Genomic DNA, 24717 nt, shown 5'->3' with positions numbered 1-24717 from the left:
CCTCCGGTGCCGGACGACGTGTCCGGCACCGGAGGCCACGCTTACAACACAAAGCTGTACAACCCCACCAGGACACAGACGACGAGCATGCCGACGGCGTTGAGGAACAGATTCCGCCCGAAGTCCCGCGCACGAACGTGCGTGGAGATGGCCACGACGAAATAGCCCACCAGCGCCCACACGGTGACGGCCCCCAGCACGGGCACCCAGATCCCGGCGACCAGCCCGGCGGCGGCGGCGAACTTGACGGGCGGAGTGACCCACCACCACCGCCTCGGAAAGCCCACGCCCTCGAAGCACTCCCGCACGAACCGAACGGGCCCGACACAGAGAACCCCGTCCCCGAACTGGATCACCGCCAGCACGACGACGGGCCACACGGGCTCAGGAACGCTCCTCACAACGACCCCAACGCCCAGCCCCCCGCAAGGGTTCTCCCCACCCACCGCCACCGCCTGATCGAGCGACCCACTGCCGCTCAGCTGGCAGGCGGCGCGCCGCCTGCCGTCAGGTGCCGGATGAACCACGCCCGTGCGAGGTCGGCGACCTGGTCGAGTGCTCCGGATTCCTCGAAGAGGTGCGTGGCCCCCGGGACGATTTCAAGGCGGTTCTCGCAGCGCAGCTCTGTCTGGGCGGCGCGGTTGAGGTCGAGCACCAACGTGTCGTGCCCGCCGACGATCAGCAGGGTCGGTGCCCGTACGTCGCCGAGGCGGGGCGCGGCGAGATCGGGCCGCCCGCCCCGCGACACCACGGCGCCGACGGACGCGTCGTCATCCGCGGCTGCCCGGAGCGCGGCGGCGGCCCCGGTGCTCGCTCCGAAGTAGCCGATCGGTACGGACTCGCGCTCCCGGAGCCAGCGGGTGGCGCCCGACAGCCTCCGGGCCAGAGTGTCGATGGCGAAGACGTTCGCCCGGTCGGCCTCCTCGGCCGGCGTGAGCAGGTCGAAGAGCAGCGTGCCCAGGCCCGCGTCGCGCAGGGCCGCCGCCACCGACCGGTTGCGCGGGCTGTGCCGGCTGCTGCCGGAGCCGTGGGCGAACATCACCACCGCTGTCGCGCCCGCCGGCAACGCGAGGTCTCCCGCCAGCCGGACGCCGTCCGCGTCCACCTCGACCTCGGCGGTGGCTGGTGCGGACCGGGCCGCCGCCGCTTGGGTCAGGCACGTGATCACTTCCTCGTCCGTGGTCTGCGAGAAGTCCCGGTACCACTCGCCGACGGCGCTGAACAGGTCGGGCCTGGACAGGCACACCACGTCCTCCACCGCCCCGCGCAACCGGTGGACCACGTCCGGCGGCGCCACCGGCACGGCGAGCACCACGTGGGCCGCGCCCTGCGCCCGTACGACCTGGCACGCGGCGGCCGCCGTGGCACCGGTCGCGACCCCGTCGTCCACCACGATCACCGTCCGGCCGTCGACGGTCACCCGGGGCCGCCCTTCGCGGTAGCGCCGTGCCCGGCGCAGCAGCTGCTGTTCCTCCGCGTGCTCGACCGCCGTGAGCTCCGCCTGCCGGGCCCCGCTGCGGCGCACGATGTCATCACTCATGACCCGTACGCCGCCCTCCCCGATCGCGCCGAACCCCAGCTCAGGGTGGTGAGGGACCCCCAGCTTGCGCACCACGACCACATCGAGCGGGGCGCGGAGCGCCCGCGCCACCTCGTAGGCCACCGGCACGCCGCCCCGGGGGAGGCCGAGGACGACCGGCCTCTCCTCTCGCAGGTGCTCCACTGCTCCGGCGAGACGTCGTCCGGCGTCCACACGGTCGGTGAACAACACAGTTTTCGTCCCCTCTCAGGGGAGACGGCAGGGCATGTCCGTACTTTCGGAGTAGCCCTGTTCACGGCATTCCGCAACTCGGGGCGGATGCGCCGCGGGCTCCGTACACGCTGCGATGCCGTACGAGGGTGGCTACCGTCGATCGTATGGAACGAGGCGGCGCGGTCCTGATCGACATCGACGGAGTGCTCACGGTCTCCTGGGAGCCGCTGCCCGGCACTGTCACGGCCATGGAGCGGCTGCGCGCCTCGGGGCGCCCCTTCGCCCTGGTCACCAACACGACCTCGCGGACTCGCGCCTCGATCGCCGAGCGCCTGGCCGGGGCGGGGTTCCCCGTCACCGTCGACGACATCCTCACCGCGCCGGCCGTCACCGCCGCGTATCTGCGCGAGCACTGTCCGCGCGCTCGCTGTCTGCTGCTCAACGCCGGTGACATCCGGGACGATCTGTCGGGCGTGACGCTCGTCGACGACACGGATCCGGACGCCGACGTGGACGTGATCGTCGTCGGAGGGGCCGGCGACGAGTTCGGCTACACGGCCCTCAACCGCGTCTTCCGCCACCTGCAGCGCGGAGTCCGCCTCGTGGCGATGCACCGCAACCTCTTCTGGCGCACCGCCGACGGCCTCAGCCTCGACAGCGGAGCCTTTCTCCTGGGCCTGGAGCGGGCCGCCCGGGTCGATGCGGAGATCACCGGCAAACCGGCCGAGGCGTTCTTCGCCGCCGCGCTCGCCCACCTCGGCGCCGAGCCGTCGACGGCGGTCATGGTCGGGGACGACATCGAGTCCGACGTACTCGCCGCCCAGCGCGGCGGGATCACCGGCGTCCTCGTCAAGACCGGCAAGTACCTGCCCGAGACCCACCAGGCGGCCACGGGCACACCGGACCACGTCATCGACTCCTTCGCCGCGCTGCCCGCCCTCCTGGAACGCCTGGCCACGGGCGCCGATTGAGCCGGGGCGGCTCTCGGCGCGACAATGGTGGTGCGGAACTCGCCTGCCGTCGCGGAGAGGCCGGACCGAAATGCCGCACATAACCGTCAGTGCCCTGAGCCATCCAGGACTCGTACGCGATCGCAACGAGGACAGTCTGGTCGTCGGACCGTGGACGCTGTGCGGAACCATGACCGAGACGACGCGGACACTGGGGTTCCCGCTCGGCAGCCCGCTCGTCGTCGCGGTCGCCGACGGCATCGGTGGCCAGCCGGCGGGTGAGGTGGCCAGCGGCCTCGTCGTCCGGCACCTCGCGTCGCTCGGGCCGACGCTGGACAGCGAGCAGGCCGTGCGCGACGCCCTGGACGTCTGCAATCACGCCGTGTACGCGGCTGCCGACCGTGATCCGGAGCTGGCAACCATGGGCACGACGGTCGCGGGTGCCGTGGTCCTCGCGAAGGAAGTGCTGGTGTTCAACATCGGCGACAGCAGAGTGCTCGACGTGAGTCCGAACGGGCCCGGCGAGGGCGGAGGAACACCCCTCCACCGGGTGAGTGTCGACGACAGCCCGCCCTTGGCACCGGGCCGGCGCACCACGTCGATCATCACGCAGGCGCTCGGCGGCGCCCCGCGGTTCAGCCCGATCACGCCGCACGTCAGCACGGCGCCGCTCACCGCGGGGGAGCGCTACTTGGTGTGTACCGACGGACTGACCGACCCCGTGCCCGAGGACAGGCTCGACGACCTGCTGCGGACCCACGACGACGGCCGGGCGGTCTTCGAACTGTGGAGGTCCGCCATCGAGGCAGGCGGCCCCGACAACATCACGCTCGCGCTGATCGCCCTCCTCGAATAGCCGACGCCACGGCGCCACGTCAGACATTCCAGATACACCGACACGGCAGACACCTCAAAGACACGACGCACACGAGGCACACGACAGAACGGAGGACCGGCTTGATCACGCTGTTCGTCTCCGGCGACGTCATGCTCGGCCGCGGCGTGGACCAGATCCTCCCGCACCCCGGTAACCCGGAACTCCGCGAGAGGTACGTACGGGACGCCCGGAAGTACGTCGCTCTGGCGGAGGCGGCGAACGGCCCCATCCCGCGTCCGGTCGACTTCTCCTGGCCCTGGGGGGACGCACTGGAGGTCCTCGAAGCGGCCGCGCCCGACGCCCGCGTGATCAATCTGGAGACCAGCGTCACGCGCGGCGACTCGTTCGCCCCCGGCAAGGAGATCCACTACCGGATGCACCCCGCCAACCTCCCCTGTCTGGCGACCGCCCGCCCCGACGTCTGCGTACTTGCCAACAACCACGTCCTGGACTTCGGCCGCCGTGGCCTCGCGGAGACACTCGACTCGTTGGCCGGCGCGGGCTTGCGGACGGCCGGCGCGGGCCTGGACGCCGCCGGGGCGAGCCGCCCGGCGATCGTCCTCCTCGACGGGGGCCGACGGCTCCTGGTCTTCTCCTTCGGCATGCCGTCCAGCGGTGTCCCGCATTCCTGGGCCGCGACCGGGTCGCGCGGCGGAGTCGGCTTCGTGGCCGGTCCTTCGGACGCCGCCGCGGCCGAAGTGGCCGACCGCATACGGCGGATGAAGCGTCCCGGCGACATCGCGGTGATCTCGGTCCACTGGGGCTCCAACTGGGGCTATCGCATATCCCGGGACCAAGTCGACTCCGCCCACGCCCTGATCGACGCCGGAGCGGACGTCGTGCATGGCCACTCCTCGCACCACCCCCGTCCCCTGGAGGTGTACCGGGGCAAACTCGTCCTGTACGGCTGCGGCGACTTCATCAACGACTACGAGGGAATCACCGGCTACGAGCAGTACCGCGACGACCTGCGGCTCCTCTACCTCGCTTCGCTCGAGCCCGGCACGGGCAAGCTCACCGACCTGCGCATCACTCCGCTGCGGGCCCGGCGCATGCGCCTGTGCCACGCCTCGTCCGACGACTGCCGGTGGCTGCGATCCCTCCTCGACCGGCTCTCCGAGGGTTTCCGCCCGTGCGCCGGGCCGGACCCCGAGGGCGCCTTGACGCTCCGGGCGGCCTGACGGACCAGCTCACCAAGGCCCTGCCCGGGCGGTGTGGCGGCGGGTGCGGGAAGAGCTGTGGAACGGTCGGCTGATTCCTACGAGTCGAAGCCCGGCAATTGCTCACCCTCGGCTTCGTCCTGGCGCAGAACCCGACCAGCCGCGCCCTGCACCACAGCGGCACCCTCCTCCAGCCCGCAGGCTGACCCCCGACCACGACCGACCTCCTCCGCACCCGCCCCGGGACCCGATCCGCTACGATGTGGATCGAGCGCCCGGGCGGGCGCTGTGCTGTGTCGTATGAGAACCCCACATCAGCACACCGCCGCGGCCTGATCCAGACGCTCGCCACTTGACTGGGAGACCTGGACGCGGTCTGTTCATCAAGTTCCGCGCAAGGTTTCGCGCAAGCCCCGCCTCCGTAGCTCAGGGGATAGAGCACCGCTCTCCTAAAGCGGGTGTCGCAGGTTCGAATCCTGCCGGGGGCACAGAAAAGGGCACCTACGGACTCTCGTAGGTGCCCTTCGGCGACTCAGGCGGCGTATGGGGTGAAGGTGACGTGCGAGTCGCCTTCGTCGATGGTCAGGTGGGGAGTGCCGTCCAGGGCCTCGGCCAAGCGCCGCAGCAGCGGAAGAGTCGGCACGGTCTCGCCGCCCTCCATCCGGGAGACCTGGGGCTGCGTCATCCCGGCCCGCTCCGCCAGCTGCGACGGTCGTAGACCGCCTGGCCGAGGTCGCCGGCCAGGCGGGCGTCGACGTACTCCTGGTCGTACTCCACCGCCTCCCCCGCGAGTTGCCGGGTCCGGCGCGTCCTCCACGCGCTGTGGTTCATCAGCTCTCCCTGCGCCGTTCGTACGTGTACTGGGCATGGCCGTGCTCGGCCTCGGACTCCTCGTCCGGGGCCGTTTGCGTGAGCGGAAGGACGTCCCCGTCGAGGGCATCGGCACGGCGTCAAGGTCGCGGTGGACCTGGTCGAGGGCGGCGCGGCCCGGGTACAGCCGGCGGTCCGACCGTGCCGAATATCGTGCGCCGCTCGACGGCGGGGTGGCCCGCGCAGTCGACCTGCATCCTGGTGCGCCTCTGCTTCTCTGTTGCGCCCAGGTGGACTTCGCAAGGCAAGATCGCGTATCGGAGCCAGAGGCTCGGCCGACCCGAGTTCGGTCGGCAGGCCGTACGCCCCGGCACCAACATGCGTCCCGGCGCGCTCAGGAGGACCACGCCGCGAGGAGTTCCGCCGGGCCGTACGCAGCGTCGAGCCCCGCGCAGTCGGTCCCGCTGCGCGAGAGAGCGATCACCGGCACGGGATCGGGCGTGAGCGCGGCGCGGTGCCGGTGCAGTGCTGCGAGGTCGTGCCGGTCGAACGGGGAGTTCTCCAGCCACTTCACCGATCCGACGAACAACAGCTCCTTGGCGATCGGCGCGCGGTCCGCTCCCACGACGTCGTTCTCCACATCGTTGGTACGGGTCCAGTAACCGCCGATGGCGGGGGCGGCGGGGAGGTTCTGGTCGGGGAGCAGCCCGGACCCGAAGAGCGGGCGAGCCCGGACCGGCGACGCGGTCCGGGCTCGCTGTCGTACCCACGGCGGATGTTCAGCCGGCCCAGAGCCCGGTGTTCGCCGAGGTGTGACCGAAGTCGAAGACGAAGCTGGTGCCGTCCCGGACATCGGTGGCGACCACGGTCCACTGACCCGCGGGGGCGGTCTTGAAGGAACCCTGGCAGGACACGCCGCCGGAGGACGGATAGAAGCAGACCGCGATCGTGGTCGTCGTGTTGGGCTTGATGTTGATGTCGTTGCAGTTCCCCGTCGTGAGGAGCTTGGAGGACCCGTTGTTCGGGAACCACCGTTGTCCCGCCGACTTGGAGTAGGACTTCGCGCTGCCGTAGCAGGACTGGGCTGTGAGAGGCCCGGCAGCGGCCGTGGACGCGGTCGCGGCCGTCAGTCCGCCGGCCGCTAAGGCAGCGACAGCCACCAGACGGACAGTGCGTGAACGAATAAGCATGCTTCCCCCTACCAACTACGCCGGTGCGTCCGGCGCTTCGTCGAAGATAGAACCAGCACACCCATCCGAATAGCCCATTTTCTGGTCAATCTGGGATGACTGGTGGCGAGTTGGAATGGGGTTACGTATACGCGCCGACTGCATCCGGACCAGGCAATTCGGTACACGCGTTCCGTTCTATCCGCGCCGACTCCGTCGGCTTGGCGGTCACACCCCTGCACTTGGCGCAGGCTCTCTCGTCGAACCGCGGACGCGACGCGGGCGCGGGCGCCTCCACGGTCGTGGTGTTCGGCGAGCGCCGGACCGAGGTGACTGTCACGACGCACGATCCGGAATCATCACGTCTCCCCTCGGGCGACTGGGGCGATCCGCTCCAGAACCCGGTCCGGGTGCTGGGTCGAGCGCTCAGCCAGTGCAGATTTGAGCCCCACGCGGAGAACTCACGGGACCGATGTCACAGCCATGCGATAGAAAAGACGTTCGACCTCGGCAGCTACACCGTCCGCGTCGAGGCCACGGGCGCCGACGGGGACCGCACCACCGACAACTCGGCGGGCTCGCTCGCCTATTACGTCGCAGCGGTGCTCGAAGACGTGCGCACCGACCGTACGGAGGTCGACAACGACCACCGTGAGGTGCGTGTCGACGGCATCCTGAAGGGACGATGGCCGGCGACCCGCGAGCTGAAAGCCCTGGCGGACCACCCGGTGGACCTCGATGTGGACCACTGGACGGAGAACACCGTCCGCACCGACGCCAACGGGCGCTTCTCCGGCACGGTTACGGTGAACGACGCGGTGCCGGTCCAGGCCGTCTACCGGCACAGCAACGACCATCGGTACGTCCTGTCCGGCGAGTCCACGCCGACGCAGATCGGCGTCCGGCAGATAGCCACGCGCTGGACCGTCCAGGCCCCGGCGCATGCCCGGACAATCGACTTCGGCGAAGAGGTCGCCCTCACGGCGACGCTGGAGCGCGAAACCCCGCAGGGGTGGGTGCCCTTCGAGGGGCAGAGCGGCGGGGTGCTCTTCGAGCCCTCCGGAGGCGGTCAGTCGGCAAGCGTGGGCTACTTCACGACGGGCCAGGACGGCAAGGTCGCCTTCACCCACGCCCCGTGGGAAACCGGCACGTTCCGTGTGGCTTCGCACAGCGACGACCCGTTCATCGCCTCCGCCTCCGTGAACAGTGACACGATCGCCGTGCTGCGTGCCTCTGTCTTCACCTCGTTCTCGGCCACCCGTACGCAGGACCGTGGCGTGCGCGTCGAGGGTGCGATGGACTTCCCCGACAGCTGGACGCCCGCCACCATCCCGGTGCACATCCAGTACTCGCGGAACGGCGAGCAGTGGACGGACCTGGTCACGACGGAGGCCAACTGGTCCGGTAGCGGCCACGCTTTCTCGGCCGATGTCGCCGGTGCGCGGCACGGTTACTACCGGGCGCACTTCGAGGCGACCGACTCGTTCCGCGCGGCGACGTCGGAGGTCGTGAGGGCGAGCCGTTGACGTCCACGCCGAACCGGGCGAACTCCTTCAGAGGGAATGCCGCACGTTAGTGCCTGGCGGGCCGGCGAGACGCCTGGTCAAGTGCCCTTCCGTCCCATGGGCGCGAGGGCCGCCGTGCTCGTGCCCCAGCTCGTGAGGAGGCGGAGGTTCTCCCACTCCGGGTACGGGCGTTGGGCGTGGTGGATCGTGAGGGTCTGGTCCGAGCCGTCCGGGAGTTGGAGCGTTTCGAACGAGAGCGTCAGGGCGCCCACCAGGGGGTGGTGGAGGGTGGTCGTGCCGTGGTGGTGTTCCTTGATGTCGTGGTGGGACCAGAGGCGGCGGAAGTCGGGGCTCGTGGAGGTGAGTTCGTCCACCAGTGACCGCGGCCGAGGGTCGTCCGGGCGGCCGTCGCCGTGCGGTTCCAGGCCGGAGGTCCGGGCGTCGGCCCGTGACGTAGGCCGGTACGCCGTCCAGTGACGTCAGCATCTCGCGCGGCGCCGGGCGCACCCGCTCCCGCTCCGGCGGCAGCGGGGAGGTGTGCCTGTTCGTACGGGGGCACTTGACCAGCCGGGTGAGGTGATCGTGCTCCGCGTCCGTCAGCCGTAGCGCGCGGGAGAGCGCGCCCAGGACCTCCGCCGACATGTTGTGGCCCCTGCCCTGTTCGAGGCGGGTGAGATACGCGACCGACACTCCCGCGAGCTGCGCCAACTCCTCGCGTCGCAGGCCCGGGACCCTGCGGTGGCGACCGTACGCCGGGGGGCCCGCGTCCCCCGGGCTCAGCCGTGCGGCGGGTGCGCGGGAACGCGCCGATCTCGGCCCGGGGGTCGAAGACCCCGGCCCTCGCCGACGTAGGTCCTCGGAGCGGTCATGGTCCCGACGGTACGCCCACGGCGTGAGTCGTGACCGTCCCTGGCGGTAGCGGGAACAGCGGAGACCTGGCCGGCCCCGTCCCCGCCGTGAGGCTCGCCGCATCCGACGCGAGTCATCCACACATCCACTGTCAGGGGACACATTTCATGTCAGACAAATCGGCCACGAGTGAACACCAACGCCGGCACGCCGCTCCTCGTCTTCACCGTGGTCTCCACGGCGGAGGTCGGCTGGTCGTCGTGGCGGACCGTCGGCGGTTTCGCCCTGTCTGTCCTCCTGCTGGCCGGGTTCCTCATCATCGAGCGGACCCTGCGCGAACCGCTGATCCGGCTGGGGATTTCCGTAACCGGAATCTGGTGACGGCCAACATCAGCATCGCGCTGCTGTACGGCGGCGCCATGGGGTTCCAGTTCGTCATGGCCTGTACTTGCAGGATCTGGAGGGCCGGCGGCCGTGGCAGATGGCGCTCGTACTGCTGTCGGCCGGGCCCCTGGTGGTCGTCATCGGGCCCAAACTCGACGTGCTGATGGGCAGGTTCGGTGTGCACAAGGTGCTGATTGTGGGGATCGTCGCCTTCCTGCCGTGTTACTTGCCGATGCTGCGCATCGGTCCGGAGCCGGATCTGTGGACGGTGCTGCTGCCCGCTTCCCTGCTCTGGGGTGTGGGTTTCGCGCTGAGCATCGCGACGCTGATGGTCGCGGGGACCAGCGGGGTGCCCGACGAGGAGCAGGGGCCGGCCGCGGGAATGCTCAACGGCTCGCTCCAGGTCGGCGGCGCGTTCGGCCTGGCCGTCGTCACGGCGGCGATCTCGCCGGGCACGGAACTGTCCATGCTCCGGCCGGGTCTGATGGTCATCCTGGTCTTCGGGGTGCTGACTTCTGGCCCAGTTCACGCGGAAGGGCCTGAAGCGGAATCCTGAGGCCGCGGCGGGCCGGGGCGCACACGGAACGCGTTGCTCCCAACAGCGCTATTAGTGAGGGGTGTTGACTACCCGTCGATGCTCTGCCCAGGGTTCTGCTGGACAGCGGCGCGGGCTCGGAGTGATCATGTGTCTGCTGTGACGCCAGATTTGGCATTCGAGACCGTGCGTACGAGACCGTGAGGATGAGTCAGCTGGATGGCATTTCCGCTTCGACTATCTGACCGCACCGCTCCGGTTGCCCGAGGGGGGCTCAGCCAGTGACCCCTGACGAGAATGAGTACGACGAGTACGAGGTCGAGTCAGCAGCCGAGTCAGCAGCCGAGGCAGAGGCTGGGACAGGGGCTGGGACAGCAGTCGCACGACCGGTCGCGCAGCAGGTCGAGCCGCCGGTCGGCCGACCCGCCGACCGGTCCCCCGGCCACACCGAGCAGCGCCCGCCGACCCTCCTGCGGGTGCTGCTCGAACGGCTCAACTGGGCCAAGTTCGCCGTCTTCGACGTGCAGTTCAGCCTCGCCGCCCGCCGCGCCGCCAAGGAGTACGGCAACAGCCGCGTCGGTAACGTCTCCGTCTCCCGGATCACCTTCAAGCGATGGCTGGCCGGTACGCAGTCCCCCCAGGGCGACGCGGCGACCGTCCTCGCGTACATGCTCGGCGTCGAGGTGGACCTGCTGCTCCAGCGCGTGCCCAGCCGCGAGGTGGTCCCCGCCCGGCTGCCGCACGGATCGTCGCTCGCCACCGCCCGCTCGATGGACGCCCTGTGGTCCAGCTCCTCGCTCTCCCCCTCGGAGGCGGCGGCCGGCACCGGCGGACTCTGGTATCTGGACGGTCTGCGGATCTTCGACGGTACGGCGGTGCCCGCCCAGATGTACGAGGCGACGTCGCAGGACGACGTGGTATCGATCGCGGTCGAGGAGAATCCGCATCTACGCGCGTTCGTTCAGCCCGCGCGTCGGGCCCTGCTGATCGCCTCCCTCGGAGGCAGTGGCGGCGAGGGGCTGTTCGTGCTCGATTCCGCCCGCGCGCGCTACCAGTTGGACGCCGATCCACGCGGCACGCTGCCGATACCGAAGCCGTACCGGCTGGACGATCTGACCTTCGGCATCCTGTGGGCGATGCTCAATCTGGAGGACAGCCTCCTCGCGGACGACCACATTCTCGACAGTGAACGGCGGGAGCTGGAGAGCCATTTAGCGATGCCCCGCTCGGCCGTGGCGCGTTCGGCCGTGCCCGAGCTGTCCCGGGTGGGAGCCGCCTGGCTGGGCTCGTACTTCTGTGCGCTGCACATCGAGCGCCATCTCGGCGACGTGACCGAACCGTCTTTCTTCTGGACGCGTGAGCAGACAGGCGAGGAGGGCGCGGCGTGGCTGTTCTTCCGGCACAAGCACGAGCACCTCGCCCGTGCGACGGCCCGGCGCGCCGACACGTCCGAACCGCCTGGGCACGCTTTCTGCATTCCGGAGAAGTCCGTCAAGGAAAGCGAGCCGTACGAGCGAATCCTGCTGTTTCTCACCGTCGCGCTGATGGAGATGCACGGACTGGCCGTGTGGGTCTGCACCGAGGAGGAGTACTCACAGATCGACGAGTTCGTCCTGGCACCCGACGACCGGGTGATAGTGGCCAACTGGCTGCGTTCGGACGGGATTTGGCGTGTCGGCATTACGGATCAGCGGTCCCAGGTCCGTACGTACACCCAGGCGATCGACCATGCCCGCGCACACAGCGTGATCGAGGGACCCACCTCCGCGCACCGACTGCGGGCCCTGGCAGACTATTTGTCGGTCGACTGGCCCTGGCTGCTGCGGCGTTGCCAGGAGCTGGGCGCGTACGGGAGTTCCGGCATGCTCCGGCCGCGCAGCCGGCTGCTGAGCATGGACCAGCTGGACGAGGTCCTGCGCTTCGTGGGCGAACTCGACCCGGAGTAGGCAGCCGGGGGGGCGGGCGCGGGCTCGCGGGCCGGCGGTGACCGGCCCGCGTCGGGCCCGCGTCGGGCCCGCGAGGTGGCTCGCGTCGGGCCCGCGACCGGCTCGCCTCGGGTTCGCCTTGCGTTCGCCCCGGGTTCGGGGCCGGTTCATGCCCGGCTCGCAGCCGGCCGGCAACCCGCTCACCACCGGCCCGCGCCCGGCCACCACCGGCCGCGAGCCATCCCACCAGTGACCCGCATCACACCCAACCCCCCACAAATCAAGCGCCACTGACCGATTCACCCGGCGGGAATCACCAATTCTCCGTGTTGTGGAGGTCGCGCATGGTTGAAGTGCCTTGCCGTTGGGCAGAGTTGAGTGGAGGATTGCGATGCGCGGTTTGAGAGGTTCTTCCTCAAGTCCACCTCAAGCCCCGCCCAATTGCGGCCCCCATAGTGATCGACGCGTCCCGCGATATCGATCGTTTGGCGGTCGCATCGTCGTTGTGCCCTGCCGACGGCGTCTTTGCGTTCGAGCCAATAGCCGCTTTTGCCTGCTTCACATTGTGAAGCCCCTGGGATGAAGCGACCGCTGAACGATCCCTTCCGCCCGTGGCGGCGAACGCGCGGACGCACCAAGCTTGTTATGGCTCTTAATGACGCTGGCATGTGCCTGTCCCGTCCAACTGCCCGTCTGTGAAGGCTCCTTATCCCCATGGTCCGCTCCCTCAGGCTCGCATCGCCGGCCCGGATGTACCGGCCGGCTGACGCCGCAGCTCCCGAGGACGGCGGACGGGACAGTGAGCCAGGGGGCGTCTTCGAAGTCCCGCCCGGCCGGCGACGTCCGGCACACGCGCCCGGAGCCCCAAGCCGGCGCGGAAGCGCGGCGGCCCCTCCACCTTCATCCGCCGGTCCCCGTCGTACCGAGGACATTTATGCCTGAACTCTCCCCGCACACCGCCCCCGCCGACCGTCGTAGCGGTCGGCGGCGCGGACGTTCCGCTCGGAACACCGGGAACACCGGGAACACCGCCCAGGCCCCCGCCAAGGCCAATCGCAATCTGGCCACCGAGAAGGGCCTCCGTTCGCGGATCCGTCTTCTCGTCGTAACACCCGTGGCCACGGTGTCGGTGCTGGCCGCCGGCACCTGGTCCACCTGGCACTTCGTCGGAGACGCCGTGGCGACCTGGTCCGCTGTCGGCGCCGCCGCCGTCATCGGCGTGGGCACGATGGTCGCCGCCACCCGTAAGGCCGCAGCCGTCTCTGCCGCCGTGCACGAGCAGCGGGTCACCAACGCCACCTCCGCCCGCCAGTGGGTCGAGCGCTTCGAGGCCGTCACGGCCGAGGGGCAGAAGAACGTCGCCCAACTGCTGGAGCAGATCAGCCGTGGCGAGCGGCCCCACCTGCCCGAGGCGATGCCCCACGCCGTCAGCCAGGGCAACCCGTTCGCCGATCTCGAACAGGCTCTGCGTCTCGCGCAGCACCAGGCGCTGGCCGCCGTCGCCGAGGCCGGCGCACGCCAGCAGGTGGACGTGTTCGTCAACATCGCCCAGCGGCTGCACGCGCTGGTCAACCGCGCGCTGGCCCGGCTGGACGATCTGGAGAGCGAGGTCGAGGACCCGGACCTGCTCGGCGGTCTCTTCGGCGTCGACCACCTGGTCACCCAGTTCCGCCGCCAGGTGGAGAGCCTGGCCGTGATGGGTGGTGCGGTCCCCCGCCGTATCAACAAGCCCGTCCCGCTGCCGACCGTGCTGCGCCAGGGTGTCGCCGAGATCGAGCAGTACGCCCGGGTACGTGTGATCCAGCCACCCGAGGGCACGCTGCCCGGCTACGCCGCGGCCGAGGTCATCCATCTGCTGGCCGAACTCGTCGAGAACGCCGCCCGGTTCTCCGCCCCGGAGACCCAGGTGACGCTGCGCGCCGAGCGCGTCCCGGCCGGCCTCGCGATCGAGATCGACGACCGCGGGCTGCCGATGGCGCCCGAGAAGCTGGACCGGATGAACCGGTTGCTCACCAGGCCGGACCAGTTCGACATCCGCGAGCAGTTGGAAGATGGCCGGATCGGGCTGTTCGTGGTCGCCCAGATCGCGCGCAGGCACGACATCGAGGTCGCGCTGCGCCGCAACATCTACGGCGGCACCCAGGCCGTCGTCGTACTGCCGAGCGCGCTGCTCGACGCGGCTCCCCCGCCGCCCGTGCAGCGTCAGGCGCCGGAGCAGGAGCAGCACCGGCCGGGGACCGCCGAGCACACGCAGCGTACGGAGCCGTCGCACGAGCCGTCGTCGGGCGCCGCCTGGTCGCACCCGCAGTCCGCCGCGCAGCCGGCGTCGCCGCAGATGCCCGCGCACACCTCCCAGCCGGCGCCGCACGACTCGCCGTACCAGGCCCCCCAGCCGTCGTACGGTTCGTCCGACCATCGCAGCCCGCTGCCCGCCGAGGCGGGTGCCCGCAGCTCGCGCGGCGGTCGCGGCACGCACGGCGAGACGCCGTCGTCCGTACGCCGCATCGGCTCTCCCTCGGCCCACGCGGCCGCCGCGGCTGCCGCGACGGCGACGGCCCCGGGCGGACCCGGCTCCACCGGCGAAGTCCCGCTCCCCCAGCGGAAACCCGCCGCGTACAGCGCGAGCAACGGCCAGAGCAACGGCGTCCACACCGGCGGCCACGGGGGTGCCCACACCCCGGGCGGCCTGGGCGGCGCCCACGCGGAATCCCCGTACGGCACCGGAAACCACCAGGGCTCCGGACACACCGGCGGCGGCCGGCCCACCGCCACCGCCCACCCCAACTCCGGCCAATCCAGTGCCGGCCGCTCCACCACCGGCTCTGCCGACGTCACAACCCCCGAGGTCCCCCGATCCACCCAGGCCTCACCCCCCAGCGACGCCAACACTCCCCCCGGCCGTCGGCCCACCTTGCCCCGGCGGAGCGAGACGTACCGCGGACCTGAGTTCCCGCGGCTCGCCGACGCCGACCGAGAGGTCGTCGCACCGAATCCGGATCTGATGGCTCGTTTCGCCTCAGGTATCAGGCTCGCCAGTTCGGAAGACGGCCCTCAGGGGCCCCCCGACCAGACGAGCTGACGCTGCCTTCGGCGGTCGCCCAACCACTTACGGAGTCACTCTCTTGCCAAACGAAGTTTTTTCGGCCCAGCAGCCCGATCTGGACTGGTTGATGGCTGATTTCATCAGGCGCGTCCCCGGTACGGAGGGCGCCGTCCTGGCTTCCAGTGACGGAGTGCGCAAGCACTCGTACGGTCTGAGCATCGACTCGGCGGACAAGCTGAGCGCGATCAGCACCGCGCTGTGCTCCCTTGCCGGCGGCGTCCGTGACATCAAGGGTCCCGCCGACGGCAGGGTCAGGCAGGTGGTGGTCGAACACGACAACGGGCTGCTCTTCGTGTCCATGGCCGGCCCCGGGGCGGTACTGGGTGTACTGGCTTCCGACAGCGCCGACCTCGGCGCCGTCGGTTTCGAGATGGGGCAGCTGGTCAAGAGCGTGCCCGAACACCTGAGTACACCGCCGCGGCTCCGGCAGCCCTCCGTCGACGACCGGGTGCACTGACATGGCGGCTTTAGACGGTACCCCCTGGGTCGACGACGACGAGCACGAGGTCCGTCCGTACGCCCTGACGGGTGGGCGAACGCGGCCCACGAACGAGATGAGTCTGTCGTCGCTCCTCAAGGCACGCGCCACGGCGCCGGAGGGCTACCTCAGCCCGGAGGCGGCCCACTGTCTCGCGCTCTGCCGCGGCGAGGCACGGTCGGTCGCCGAGGTCGCCGCCACCCTGGGCCAGCCGGTCCAGGTGGCCAAGATCCTGCTCTCCGACCTGCTGGACGCGGGGGCACTGATCATGGCGATGCCCACGAGAACGGCCGACCCGAAAGATCCGAATCTGCTGGAGGCAGTGCTTGAGGGGCTACGAACCTATGTCGTCTGACGATCCCATCGCCTTGAAAATCGTGGTCGGCGGCGGCTTCGGCGTCGGCAAGACCACCATGATCGGCTCGGTCAGCGAGATCAAGCCGCTGTCGACCGAGGAGACGCTGACCTCGGCGAGCAGCGGGACGGGCACCGACCGGCTGGAGGGCATCGAGAACAAGTCGACCACCACGGTCGCCCTGGACTTCGGCCGTATCACCCTCCAGAAGCAGAACATGGTGCTGCTGCTGTTCGGCACTCCGGGGCAGCAGCGGTTCTGGTTCACCTGGGACGATCTGTCGCTGGGTGCCATCGGGGCCGTCGTCCTGGCCGACACCCGCCGGCTGCTGGACTGTTTCGCCGCCGTCGAGTACTTCGAGAGCCGCGACGTGCCCTTCGTCGTGGCCGTCAACGAGTTCGACGCCGACGACGCCTACCGCTACAGCTCGGAAGAGGTCCGCGAGGCGCTCGAACTCAAGGCTGACGTACCGGTGTTGCTCTGCGACGCACGCGACCCGGCGTCGGCCAAGCACGTACTGGTCTCACTCGTCTCGTACGCGCACGCGGTCTCGCTCCGCCGCGCGCGGGAGCGGGCCGTCCAGGCCCCGCCCGCCGCACCCCCCCTTCAGCACTCCAGTGACCTGGGAGCCACCTCATGACGTACGACACCGAAGCAGGACTGCATCTCCCCGCGCCGGACGTGGAATTGGCGCAGCGGGAGGCCCGGCTGCGTGAGCTGGGTCTGGGTGACATGCCCGACGCGCAGTTCGACGCGTTCGCGACGCAGCTCGCGCAGGCGGCGGGCGCACCGTACGCGATGGTCAACTTCATCACCGGCCACCAGTTCTTCGCCGGTCTGCACACGCCGTCCGCGACGGCGGGTCCGTCGGGCGAGGCGGGCGCGGGAGCCGCGCCCGAGGTGAGCCGGATCATGTCCCGTGACCACGGGTACTGCCCGGACGTCCTCAACCGCCGCAAGGCGCTGGTGCTTCCGGACGTGTACGCGTACCCGCGGTTCGCCTCGAACGAGGTGGTGGACCTGATCGGTATCCGTACGTACGCGGGCGCTCCGCTCATCGACGAGCGCACGGACACGGTGCTGGGCACGGTCTGCTTCGTGGGTACGGACCCGCGCGGCAAGGAGACGGGCCGCGACACGCTCCAGCTCATCAAGGAGAGCCGCGACGAACTGATGCGCCTCATCTACCAGCGCACCGGTGGAGGCCCGCGCTAAAGAGCGGGCCCCACGGCACTTCGACGTACAACTTCGGGCGTTCAGAGGTTCGGACGCTCAGACGGCGACCGCCGCCCCCGCCCCCGCTCCGGCGTGGGCGGCCAGTCGTCGTGACCAGTCGCCCTTCGAGGTGCCCAGCGCCGTCTCGGCCAGCCGCTGGAGCTGGATGTCGGACGTGCCGGCCGGTGCGAAGATGTGGAACGCGTCGCGCGTGTAGCGCTCGATGGGCAGGTCGGCGGAGAGGCCGATGCCCGCGTGGATCTCCATGGCGGTACGGGCGGAGTCCATCGCCGACTCGACGTTGATGAGTTTGGCGTTCATCAACTCGGCGTCGCACGGGAGCCCTTGGTCCAGCAGATGCACCGCGTGATACGCCGTCAGCCGGGCCGTCATGAGCGCCGACTGCATCTTCCCCAGCTTCTGCTTGATCGTGGGGAGTTCGGCGAGGGGCGCGCCGTAACGCTGGCGTGAGCTCGCGAACGCGATCGTCTCCTCCAGGATGGCCCGGTGGATGCCCAGCGCGACGGCGGTGAGGTTGGCCCGGCCGTAGAGGATGCTGGAGGAGTACGCGACGGGCAGCCCGTCGCCCTCGTTGCCCAGCAGATTGGCCGCGGGGACCCGGCAGTTGTTGAAGATCAGCTCCCCGAAGGAGAAGCCGTGCAGGCCCATGGCGGGCCGGTGCGGGGCCAGCGAGAAGCCGGGGCGGTCGGACTCCACCAGGAAGGCGGAGAGGCCCTTGCTGCCCGGTCCGGTGCGCACCACGACACCGTGCAGATCGCCGACGTGCGAATTGCCGACGAACACCTTGGCGCCGTTGAGCACGTAGTCGTCACCGTCGCGGTGGGCGGTGGCCTCCATGCCCAGGACATGGCCGCCCGAGCCGGACTCGGTCACGGCGATGGTCGGCAGACAGGCGCCGGCCGCGATCTCCGGGAGCCAGGTCTTCTTCTGGTTGTCGTTGCCGAAGTGGATGATCTTCGCGACACCGAGCTGCGAGGCCTGCACCATGGCACCCATGGCACCGCTGACCCGGGCCAGCTCCTCGATGATGATGGTCTTCGCGACATGACCGGCTCCCATGCCGCCGTACATGGGATCGATGGTGACGCCCAGCCAGCCCTGCCAGGCGATGAGCTGGGACAGCTCGTGCTGGACGGCCTTGGACGCTTCCATCTCGGGTATTCGCGGGCGGACTTCGGCCTCGGCGAACGCGCGGACCTGCGCCCTGAGACGTTCATGGAATTCCGTGGTGAAATAGCCACTCATGCGCCTGTACAGCCCTCTCGAATGAGACATCTGTCAACTGTCAACATGGTTAGAACTGATCGGTGCTCTCAGATCGGTCAGCGGAACCGGAACTCGCCCTACCGGCGGCAGGCGCTCCTACACAGTGACGATTTCCCGCTCTCGTTGCAGCACCGCACAGGGGTCGTTTGTGGGTCGTTTGCTGCGATGACTACACCCCGTGTCCGCCTGACTCTGTGCCAATCCGGCCTTTCTCACGTTTTGGCCGATCCCGCGTACGACACGATCCGAACCGCAAACGACCCCCGCGCGGCCCGTGAACGATCACGTTCGACGGTATGAAACGCGCCAAGAGACGTTTGCGGGCTATTCGGGCATGCCACGGGCACTCTCCGGTCCCGTACGGGCACTATGAGACACCGACGCGATCAGATCGTCCTCGGTGAGACGCACGGAGACCGTCTGCCCGTCGCGTTCCCCGTACACATGGTGCCCGTCGGCCCCCTCGTGCGTCCGGAACCCGTGCCGTCGAAGATATCCCGCCACCACGGCTGACGCCCTGTCCAGCGCCGACTGGTTCAAGTCGAGCTACAGCAACAACCAGGGCGGCGACTGCGTCGGAGGCGCCCGGCTCCCCGGCGGTGTCATGGCCGTACGCGACTCCAAAAACCCCACGGACCCGCCTTCGTCCTCACCGGCAGCGCTTGGATCGCCTTCGTCGGAGCCCTCGTCGGCGGCGAGTTGTACTGATCAAGCCGTTCATCCAGAAGATCGCGCAGAAGGCCGCGGTGAAGTTCTCGGTGCTGCTCGGCTCGAAGGCGGTGACCGGCGCGGTGCCGCTGCTGGGGCGTGCTCGCCGGTGCGGGCATCAACGCGTACTTCGTGAACAAGTTCGCCGACGCGGCCGAGACGTACTACAGGGCGAAGCTCCGCGCCGGCGGGTGAGCGTCCTACGACGCCGCCCGTTCGCCTCTGCTGCGCTCCACGCAGAACTCGTTGCCCTCGATGTCCGCCAGCGTCGCCCAGCCGAGGCCGTCCGGGCGCCGGTGGTCCGCGACCAGGGTGGCGCCCAGGGACAGGAGGCGGTCGACCTCCTCCTCGCGGGTGTGGTCCTGGGGTTCGAGGTCGACGTGGATGCGGTTCTTCGCCGTTCTGGGTTCCGGGACTTCGACGAACAGCAGCGTGATGCCGTCCGCGGCCACCAGCACCTCGTCGTCACCCGGCTTGTCGTCGGCGGCCACCGTGGTGCCGAGTACTTCGGCCCAGAAGGTGCCGAGGCGGTAGGCGTCCGTGCTGTCGACCGTCACATGTCGTACGCGAGAAGTCATGGCCGTCACTGTGCACCGGCGGGCGGGTCGTCCGCAGGTGAGTTTCCGGCGCCCCACTCCCGGACCGCCGCCGCCATCGCCGCGACCGCCCGGTCGGTGCGCGCCGCGTCCCCCCGCACCGTGCGGTTCACCTCGACGTGCAGGAAGGGCACCCCCTCGTCGGCGGCGAGCCTGCCCTGCTTGTTGTTCCGGCCTTCGAGCGGGCACTTCTCCTCCCAGGCGCGGCAGACCTGGAACCCGTCGTCGTCCAACGCGCTCGCGAGCGTGCGCGCCTGGGAGCGCGCCCGGTCGCCCGCGCCGGTGGAGACGACGAGATCGCGGCCGGGGACGGTGCTGTCCGCGTAGCCGTGGACCTGGATGCCGGGGATCGACCGGTCCACGAGTGCGGCGGCGACCGCGTGGAAGACCGTGTCCCGCCGGTGGGCGACATCGGCCGCGTCGCCCTCGCCCGCCCGGCGGTGGGCGCCCGCGATGACCAGGATCCCGCCGGGCGCGCCGCGCAGTACGCCCGCGCCGAGCCGGTCGGTGTACGCGTCGGCGACCGGGTGCGGGACCTGGACGCTGTAGCGCGGCGCGGTGTCCAGGTCGATGTAGACCCGTCCCCAGCCGCGCCGGGTCTCCTGCGTCCGGTCGGCGATCTCCGCGTATCTGCGGCCGGGACCGTCCCCGTCGCGCGGCGTGTCCCGCACGATCCGTACGCCGAAGTCCACCTCGGCCAGCCTGCGCTCGCCCTTCTCGTGCTCGCCGTCGACATAGAGGGCCACACCCTCGGCCAGGGCCTCGCGTTCGGCGCGGTCCGGAGGACGGAAGCGGGAGTCGGCGACGACCTCCGTGGCGTACGCGGAGAGCCGGCGTTCCAGGCCGGACGAGGGGCCCCCTGCGGGGCCCGGACCGGGGGACGGGGAGTCGGTGCGGGCGCTGTCGAGAGCCGGGACGACCACCGCGACCGCTGCCACCAGGAGTGCCAGAAGTACGGCGGTGCGCGGCAGGTTTGCCGGTACCGTTGTCTTTTTGGTCGGAACGGGGCTCATTGTCGAGTGAAAATATCAGGGTGACACCACAAAGAAACACGTCCTTCATACGCGTCCGCCTCCCGAGGAGCACCGTCGCGCTGACTTTCGCGCTCCTCGCGACGACGGCGGCCGGCTGCTCCCTCGTCGGCGGTGAGGGCGACGCCGCAGGACCGAAGGGCGATCCGACGTTCACCGTCGCCGCGGCCGGCGACATCCTGATCCACCCGCAGCTGACCCAGCAGGCGTACCGGGACGCCGGTGTCACCGAAGTCCCCGAGCCGGTCGGCAAGAAGGTCGGCGCGGACGTCCCGGACCCCGACTTCCACAAGATCATGGCCGGGGTGAAGCCCGTCATCAGCAAGGCGGATCTGGCCATCTGCCACTTCGAGCCGGTGGTCGCCGGGCCGAAGGGCCCCTTCCGCGGCTTCCCCGACTTCCTCATCCCGCCGCAGATCACCACCGCGATCAAGGACACCGGGTACGACACCTGTTCGACCGCCTCCAACCACACACTGGACGACGGTCCGGGCGGTGTGAAGCGCACCCTGGACGCGCTGGACGCGGCCGGGCTCAAGCACACCGGTTCCGCGCGCAGTGCCGCCGAGGCGGCGAAGCCGCTGATCATGGACGTCAAGGGCGTGCGCGTGGCGCAGCTTTCGTACGCCTTCGGGTTCAACGGCCGTCAGGTACCGGCGGACAAGCCCTGGCTCACCAACAAGAACTCGCTCGACGCGATCTCCGCCGCCGAGAAGGCCGCGCGCAAGGCGGGCGCCGAGGCGGTGATCCTGAGCATCCACTGGGGGCGGGAGCACCATCCCGACCCCCACTCCACGCAGCTCGAACTTGGCCGGCGGATCGCGAAGGAGACCGGGGTCGACCTGATCATCGGCCACCACGCGCATGTGGTGCAGCCGATGGAGAAGGTGGACGGCACCTGGATCGCGTACGGCCTCGGGAACCAGCTCGCCCGGCACGACGTGCCGTCGGGGCTGACCGAGGAGGGCGCCATCGGCTGGTTCGAGTTCCACAAGAAGTCCGGCGGCGGCTGGGACGTGGAGGCGCGCTACGCGCCGACCTTCGTCACGATCCCGCCGGAGGCGGAAGGCGAGGCGGGCGCGGGCGCGGACGGCGCGGTCGTCGAGCAGTCCCCCGGCCCCGTGAAGGGCGCGGCGAAGGACCACCGGCTGCTGGACATCGCGGGGGCGCTGCGCGCGGACAAGGATCTGTCGGCCGAGGAGCGGGCCCAGTACCGGCTCGCCTTCGAACGCACCCGGGGCACGATGCTCAACCGGGGCGCGGCGAAGGACGGCCTGCGGCCGCTGAACGAGCTGCCGGACTGAGCCGGGGACTGTCCGCCATCGAGAATTGAGCGAGCGCCCCTCGGTAGGTAAGAACGCGGACACGCGCGGGGCCCAGCATCCGAACACGCGGAGAGCCGGGAATCCGAATTTCTGGATCATGCCTGGGATCATGCCTGCGCGCGCGTAGGCGGAATCCCCCGGTCCAAACGTCGCGTAGGTCACACCGGTCACTCTTCGTGCAACCATCCCCAAGGCTTGCGAGTCGGACTCTTCCGGCTGGGGCTGTTCTCCGCGCGCCCGCACGCACGCACCGCACCCGCCGATCACGAAAATCCGAAAGGGAACGCTCATGGCCGCTTCGCCCGCGAAGCGACGGCACAAGGTCCGCAGACGGGCCGACATGTCCCTATTGGGCGGTATTCGCCCGCCCATCGCGGTCCTGTCCGCGCTCCTGCTCTCCCTCGCGGGAATCACGGCCCTCGGCTTCGGCCGCGCGAGCGAGGACTCCGTTCCGAAGGCCGTCATGACCTCGCAGGCGCACTTCGCCGAGGACGGCGCCGTCGCGATGCGCGCCTCCATCGACGAGAGCGCCGCGGACCTGGCCAGAACCGCCGGACTGTTCAACGCGGGTGACCCCGCCCAGCCGGACGCCGTGGTCGACAAGATCGGCAGCGTCTACCAGAAGTGGGTCGGCACCGCCGTCGTGGAGATCTCCTCCGGCCGGATGCTCGCGGCCCGCGGCGAGAACGTGCCCGTGGCCGCGATCGACACCTCCAAGCTCTCCGAGAAGGGCGGGCTCAGCCCCCGTATGGTGCGCCTCGCCAACGGCGAGACCCGGCTGCTCTCCCTCCAGGTGCTGTCCTGGGAGGGACAGCCCCAGCAACTGCTCATCGCCTCCAGCAGCCTGCGCTTCCCCGGTATAAGCCTCGGCAAGTTCCGCTCCATCGCGGTGATCGACAGCACCGGGCGCATCCTCAGCAGCGACGGCATCCCGGAGAGCGAGCAGGTCCTCACCGAGGACCAGCGCACCGGCGTCGCCCGCTCCGAGAAGCAGCTCAAGGCGTTCGCCGATGTCGCCGCCAAGCGGGCCAAGGAACACCCCCTCAAGGTGAACGAGCCCGGCGGGGGCGGCTACACCGGAGTCAGCGGCAGTCTGCGCGGCGATCTCTTCGAGGGCGACCGCGCCATCGCCGGTTACGCGGCCCTCACCGGCCCGGAGCCCGGCAAGGGCACCGTCGCCACCTCGCTCGGACTGACCGTCGTCGCCATGGTGGACGTGGCCGAGGACCCGACCCGGGTGACCGACCCGCTGTTCGGGCTGCTCGCCGCCGGCGCGCTGCTGCTGATCGGCGCGCTGGCCGTAGGCGTCCTGCTCGGCACGGTCCAACGGCCGCTGCTGCGGCTCTTCCTGGAGAGCCGGCGGCTGACCCGCGGCGACCTGACCCGGCCGGTCCGCACGCCCCGCTTCGGCGAGGCCGCCCGGATCGGCGACGCGCTGGAGCGGCTGCGCCGCCAGCTGCTCGGGGAGCGCTCCGACGCGGACGAGGCAGCGGACGGTACGTCCGGCGGCCCCGCCGCACGGCCCCGCCGGGGCCGGTTCGGCGCCCGCGCCCTGCTCGCGGTCTGCGGCATCCTGCTGCTCGTCTGGTCCGCCCCGATGCTGCTCCTGCTCAACCGGGCCGACGCCACCGCCGTCGTACCGGAACAGGTCACCAACGACCAGCGTGAGCGCACCGACACCCTCTCCGACCGGGTGCGCCGCTCGCTCAACGAGGGTCACGCCGACCTGATGTCCGTCGCCGGTCTGCTCGGTGAGCGGACCTCGCCCGAGGACATGACGAAGGTCCTGGAGCGCACCCGTACCGACCACTCGCGCTACCGCTCGCTGTACGTACGCGACGCCGACGGCACCATCGTGGCGCGGTCCGGCGAGTCCCCCCGGCTGCCCGACAAGCCGAAGGACGAAGGCGCGGGCGAGGACGCGGGCGCGGGCGCGGGCGAGGACGCGGCGAAGGGCGCAGCCGACGACGGCAGGCCATTCGCCGACCCGATCACCGTCCTGAACGACTCCGGCACCGAACCCGTCATCGCGAGCTATGCCGAGCTGCCGGGACGTGACGGCCGTTCGGTCGTCGGCGAGTTCCGCATCGACTTCATCAACTCGCTCCTCAAGCGGCCGGGCCTCGGCGAGATCCGTGTCGTCGACGCCGAAAGGCGCGTACTCGGCGGCAACTCCGGCTATCTGGCCTTCGAGGACCTGCCGTCGTCGCGCCTGGACGAACTGGTCGCCGGTACCAGCCAGAAGACAGGTGTCAGCGCCCGCGCGGGCGCCGTCGTCTACCGCGACGGCAGCGGCGTGCAGGTGGCCGGCGCGGCCCCGTTCGTCGGCGGCGGCGCCGCCAAGTCGCTCAACTGGAGCGTGGTGAGCTGGCAGCCGGCCGCCGGGCTGGCGATCCCCGAGTACAGCCTCCAGAACCGCACCGTGCTGGCGGGCCTCCTCGGCATCACCGCCGCGGCCGCGTGTCTGGGCTGGCTGCACATCGTTGTCGTCAGGCCGCTGCGCGAGGTGGCCAAGCAGGCCGAGTCGCTCGCGGGCGGCGACCGCCGCACCGTGCTCTACCCGCGCCACCACGACGAGGTCGGCGCCATCGCCCGCTCCCTGGAACTGCTGCGCCAGCAGGTGCTCGAACAACGCAAGCGGGACGGCGCGGGGGCGACGGCCCCCGCCGCCGCCGCGCAGGCACCCGCCGGAAGGAACTGAC

Annotated in this window: 21 protein-coding genes, 1 tRNA gene and 4 pseudogenes; 17 read left to right on the top strand and 9 right to left on the bottom strand. The window is 70.3% G+C overall.

Features of this window, described 5'->3' with window-relative positions; genetic code table 11:
- Nucleotides 1-41: 41 nt before the first annotated feature.
- Nucleotides 42-380: a DoxX family protein gene (locus ACIBBB_RS35450; protein ID WP_398989458.1), complete on the bottom strand. Its 339-nt coding sequence runs from the start codon at nt 378-380 to the stop codon at nt 42-44.
- 98 nt (nt 381-478) lie between these two features.
- Nucleotides 479-1771, bottom strand: a complete 1293-nt coding sequence (locus tag ACIBBB_RS35445) for a phosphoribosyltransferase family protein (RefSeq protein ID WP_398989456.1) — start codon at nt 1769-1771, stop codon at nt 479-481.
- Nucleotides 1772-1917: 146 nt separating this feature from the next.
- Between ACIBBB_RS35445 and ACIBBB_RS35440 the strand changes: the two genes are divergently transcribed.
- From ACIBBB_RS35440 to ACIBBB_RS35425, 4 genes are all read left to right on the top strand, one after another.
- The gene (locus ACIBBB_RS35440) at nt 1918-2724 is read left to right on the top strand and encodes an HAD-IIA family hydrolase (protein WP_398989454.1); all 807 of its coding nucleotides are present in this window, start codon (nt 1918-1920) and stop codon (nt 2722-2724) included.
- A gap of 70 nt (nt 2725-2794) precedes the next feature.
- Nucleotides 2795-3559 (top strand): PP2C family protein-serine/threonine phosphatase, encoded by a 765-nt coding sequence (locus tag ACIBBB_RS35435; protein WP_398989452.1) that lies wholly within the window; start codon nt 2795-2797, stop codon nt 3557-3559.
- A gap of 104 nt (nt 3560-3663) precedes the next feature.
- Complete coding sequence (locus ACIBBB_RS35430) at nt 3664-4761, top strand: CapA family protein (RefSeq protein WP_398989474.1); 1098 nt, start codon at nt 3664-3666, stop codon at nt 4759-4761.
- 394 nt (nt 4762-5155) lie between these two features.
- Nucleotides 5156-5228: transfer RNA gene (locus ACIBBB_RS35425), tRNA-Arg, on the top strand.
- A 44-nt stretch (nt 5229-5272) separates the two neighbouring features.
- Here ACIBBB_RS35425 and ACIBBB_RS35420 read toward each other — a convergent pair.
- A pseudogene (locus tag ACIBBB_RS35420) lies at nt 5273-5571 on the bottom strand (helix-turn-helix domain-containing protein).
- Nucleotides 5572-5686: 115 nt separating this feature from the next.
- Here ACIBBB_RS35420 and ACIBBB_RS35415 point away from each other — a divergent pair.
- Nucleotides 5687-5817 (top strand): annotated as a pseudogene (locus tag ACIBBB_RS35415) (NAD(P)/FAD-dependent oxidoreductase); the annotation flags it as partial.
- A gap of 127 nt (nt 5818-5944) precedes the next feature.
- Here ACIBBB_RS35415 and ACIBBB_RS35410 read toward each other — a convergent pair.
- Both ACIBBB_RS35410 and ACIBBB_RS35405 read right to left on the bottom strand, forming a co-directional pair.
- Nucleotides 5945-6256 (bottom strand): annotated as a pseudogene (locus ACIBBB_RS35410) (ATP-binding protein); the annotation flags it as partial.
- A 73-nt stretch (nt 6257-6329) separates the two neighbouring features.
- Complete coding sequence (locus tag ACIBBB_RS35405; RefSeq protein WP_398989450.1) at nt 6330-6710, bottom strand: hypothetical protein; 381 nt, start codon at nt 6708-6710, stop codon at nt 6330-6332.
- 251 nt (nt 6711-6961) lie between these two features.
- On the opposite strand from ACIBBB_RS35405, the gene ACIBBB_RS35400 reads away from it, so the two are divergent.
- Nucleotides 6962-8245, top strand: coding sequence for a hypothetical protein (locus tag ACIBBB_RS35400; RefSeq protein WP_398989448.1), 1284 nt, complete (start codon nt 6962-6964; stop codon nt 8243-8245).
- A gap of 77 nt (nt 8246-8322) precedes the next feature.
- Here the strand turns inward: ACIBBB_RS35400 and ACIBBB_RS35395 are convergent.
- Nucleotides 8323-9035: pseudogene (locus ACIBBB_RS35395) on the bottom strand (helix-turn-helix transcriptional regulator).
- Between the two features lie 227 nt (nt 9036-9262).
- Between ACIBBB_RS35395 and ACIBBB_RS35390 the strand changes: the two are divergent.
- The 8 genes from ACIBBB_RS35390 to ACIBBB_RS35355 all read left to right on the top strand — a co-directional run bounded on the left by ACIBBB_RS35390 (nt 9263) and on the right by ACIBBB_RS35355 (nt 17068).
- Nucleotides 9263-9454, top strand: a complete 192-nt coding sequence (locus tag ACIBBB_RS35390; RefSeq protein WP_398989446.1) for a hypothetical protein — start codon at nt 9263-9265, stop codon at nt 9452-9454.
- A 67-nt stretch (nt 9455-9521) separates the two neighbouring features.
- On the top strand, nt 9522-10013 hold the full coding sequence (locus ACIBBB_RS35385) for an MFS transporter (RefSeq protein WP_398989444.1): 492 nt from the start codon (nt 9522-9524) through the stop codon (nt 10011-10013).
- 260 nt (nt 10014-10273) lie between these two features.
- On the top strand, nt 10274-11938 hold the full coding sequence (locus ACIBBB_RS35380) for a hypothetical protein (protein WP_398989442.1): 1665 nt from the start codon (nt 10274-10276) through the stop codon (nt 11936-11938).
- 913 nt (nt 11939-12851) lie between these two features.
- Nucleotides 12852-14996 carry an ATP-binding protein gene (locus ACIBBB_RS35375; RefSeq protein ID WP_398989440.1) on the top strand — a complete coding sequence of 715 codons (2145 nt, stop codon included), beginning with the start codon at nt 12852-12854 and terminating at the stop codon, nt 14994-14996.
- Nucleotides 14997-15087: 91 nt separating this feature from the next.
- A complete protein-coding gene (locus ACIBBB_RS35370; RefSeq protein WP_398989438.1) occupies nt 15088-15477 on the top strand; it encodes a roadblock/LC7 domain-containing protein in 390 nt (129 codons plus the stop codon).
- 1 nt (nt 15478) lies between these two features.
- Nucleotides 15479-15853, top strand: coding sequence for a DUF742 domain-containing protein (locus ACIBBB_RS35365; RefSeq protein WP_189109796.1), 375 nt, complete (start codon nt 15479-15481; stop codon nt 15851-15853).
- Nucleotides 15843-16493, top strand: a complete 651-nt coding sequence (locus ACIBBB_RS35360; RefSeq protein WP_189109795.1) for an ATP/GTP-binding protein — start codon at nt 15843-15845, stop codon at nt 16491-16493. Before ACIBBB_RS35365 ends, ACIBBB_RS35360 begins: the two co-directional genes overlap by 11 nt.
- Nucleotides 16490-17068, top strand: a complete 579-nt coding sequence (locus ACIBBB_RS35355) for a GAF domain-containing protein (RefSeq protein ID WP_398989435.1) — start codon at nt 16490-16492, stop codon at nt 17066-17068. Before ACIBBB_RS35360 ends, ACIBBB_RS35355 begins: the two co-directional genes overlap by 4 nt.
- 57 nt (nt 17069-17125) lie before the next feature.
- Here ACIBBB_RS35355 and ACIBBB_RS35350 read toward each other — a convergent pair whose 3' ends face one another.
- Nucleotides 17126-18334, bottom strand: coding sequence for an acyl-CoA dehydrogenase family protein (locus ACIBBB_RS35350; protein WP_398989433.1), 1209 nt, complete (start codon nt 18332-18334; stop codon nt 17126-17128).
- 421 nt (nt 18335-18755) lie between these two features.
- On the opposite strand from ACIBBB_RS35350, the gene ACIBBB_RS35345 reads away from it, so the two are divergent.
- Entirely contained in the window at nt 18756-19199 is a 444-nt protein-coding gene (locus ACIBBB_RS35345; RefSeq protein ID WP_398989431.1) for a DUF397 domain-containing protein, read from the top strand.
- Between the two features lie 64 nt (nt 19200-19263).
- On the opposite strand, the gene ACIBBB_RS35340 is transcribed toward ACIBBB_RS35345, so the two are convergent.
- The gene (locus tag ACIBBB_RS35340) at nt 19264-19641 is read right to left on the bottom strand and encodes a VOC family protein (RefSeq protein WP_398989429.1); all 378 of its coding nucleotides are present in this window, start codon (nt 19639-19641) and stop codon (nt 19264-19266) included.
- A 5-nt stretch (nt 19642-19646) separates the two neighbouring features.
- Nucleotides 19647-20672: a hypothetical protein gene (locus ACIBBB_RS35335; protein WP_398989428.1), complete on the bottom strand. Its 1026-nt coding sequence runs from the start codon at nt 20670-20672 to the stop codon at nt 19647-19649.
- 20 nt (nt 20673-20692) lie between these two features.
- Between ACIBBB_RS35335 and ACIBBB_RS35330 the strand changes: the two genes are divergently transcribed.
- Both ACIBBB_RS35330 and ACIBBB_RS35325 read left to right on the top strand, forming a co-directional pair.
- A complete protein-coding gene (locus ACIBBB_RS35330) occupies nt 20693-21994 on the top strand; it encodes a CapA family protein (RefSeq protein ID WP_398989426.1) in 1302 nt (433 codons plus the stop codon).
- Between the two features lie 310 nt (nt 21995-22304).
- Nucleotides 22305-24716 carry a cache and HAMP domain-containing protein gene (locus ACIBBB_RS35325; protein WP_398989424.1) on the top strand — a complete coding sequence of 804 codons (2412 nt, stop codon included), beginning with the start codon at nt 22305-22307 and terminating at the stop codon, nt 24714-24716.
- Nucleotide 24717 lies beyond the last annotated feature (1 nt).

This window comes from Streptomyces sp. NPDC051217, assembly GCF_044455465.1.
Lineage (GTDB): Bacteria > Actinomycetota > Actinomycetes > Streptomycetales > Streptomycetaceae > Streptomyces.
This window is presented reverse-complemented; position numbering and strand designations above follow the sequence as displayed.

Bases quoted from the DNA above. Each gene is read 5' to 3' on its own strand.
- ACIBBB_RS35440 (WP_398989454.1), top strand. From the start codon at position 1,918: ATGGAACGAGGCGGCGCGGTCCTGATCGACATCGACGGAGTGCTCACG.
- ACIBBB_RS35435 (WP_398989452.1), top strand. From the start codon at position 2,795: ATGCCGCACATAACCGTCAGTGCCCTGAGCCATCCAGGACTCGTACGC.
- ACIBBB_RS35375 (WP_398989440.1), top strand. From the start codon at position 12,852: ATGCCTGAACTCTCCCCGCACACCGCCCCCGCCGACCGTCGTAGCGGT.
- ACIBBB_RS35370 (WP_398989438.1), top strand. From the start codon at position 15,088: ATGGCTGATTTCATCAGGCGCGTCCCCGGTACGGAGGGCGCCGTCCTG.
- ACIBBB_RS35365 (WP_189109796.1), top strand. From the start codon at position 15,479: ATGGCGGCTTTAGACGGTACCCCCTGGGTCGACGACGACGAGCACGAG.
- ACIBBB_RS35360 (WP_189109795.1), top strand. From the start codon at position 15,843: ATGTCGTCTGACGATCCCATCGCCTTGAAAATCGTGGTCGGCGGCGGC.
- ACIBBB_RS35355 (WP_398989435.1), top strand. From the start codon at position 16,490: ATGACGTACGACACCGAAGCAGGACTGCATCTCCCCGCGCCGGACGTG.
- ACIBBB_RS35350 (WP_398989433.1), bottom strand. From the start codon at position 18,334: ATGAGTGGCTATTTCACCACGGAATTCCATGAACGTCTCAGGGCGCAG.
- ACIBBB_RS35340 (WP_398989429.1), bottom strand. From the start codon at position 19,641: ATGACTTCTCGCGTACGACATGTGACGGTCGACAGCACGGACGCCTAC.
- ACIBBB_RS35335 (WP_398989428.1), bottom strand. From the start codon at position 20,672: ATGAGCCCCGTTCCGACCAAAAAGACAACGGTACCGGCAAACCTGCCG.
- ACIBBB_RS35325 (WP_398989424.1), top strand. From the start codon at position 22,305: ATGGCCGCTTCGCCCGCGAAGCGACGGCACAAGGTCCGCAGACGGGCC.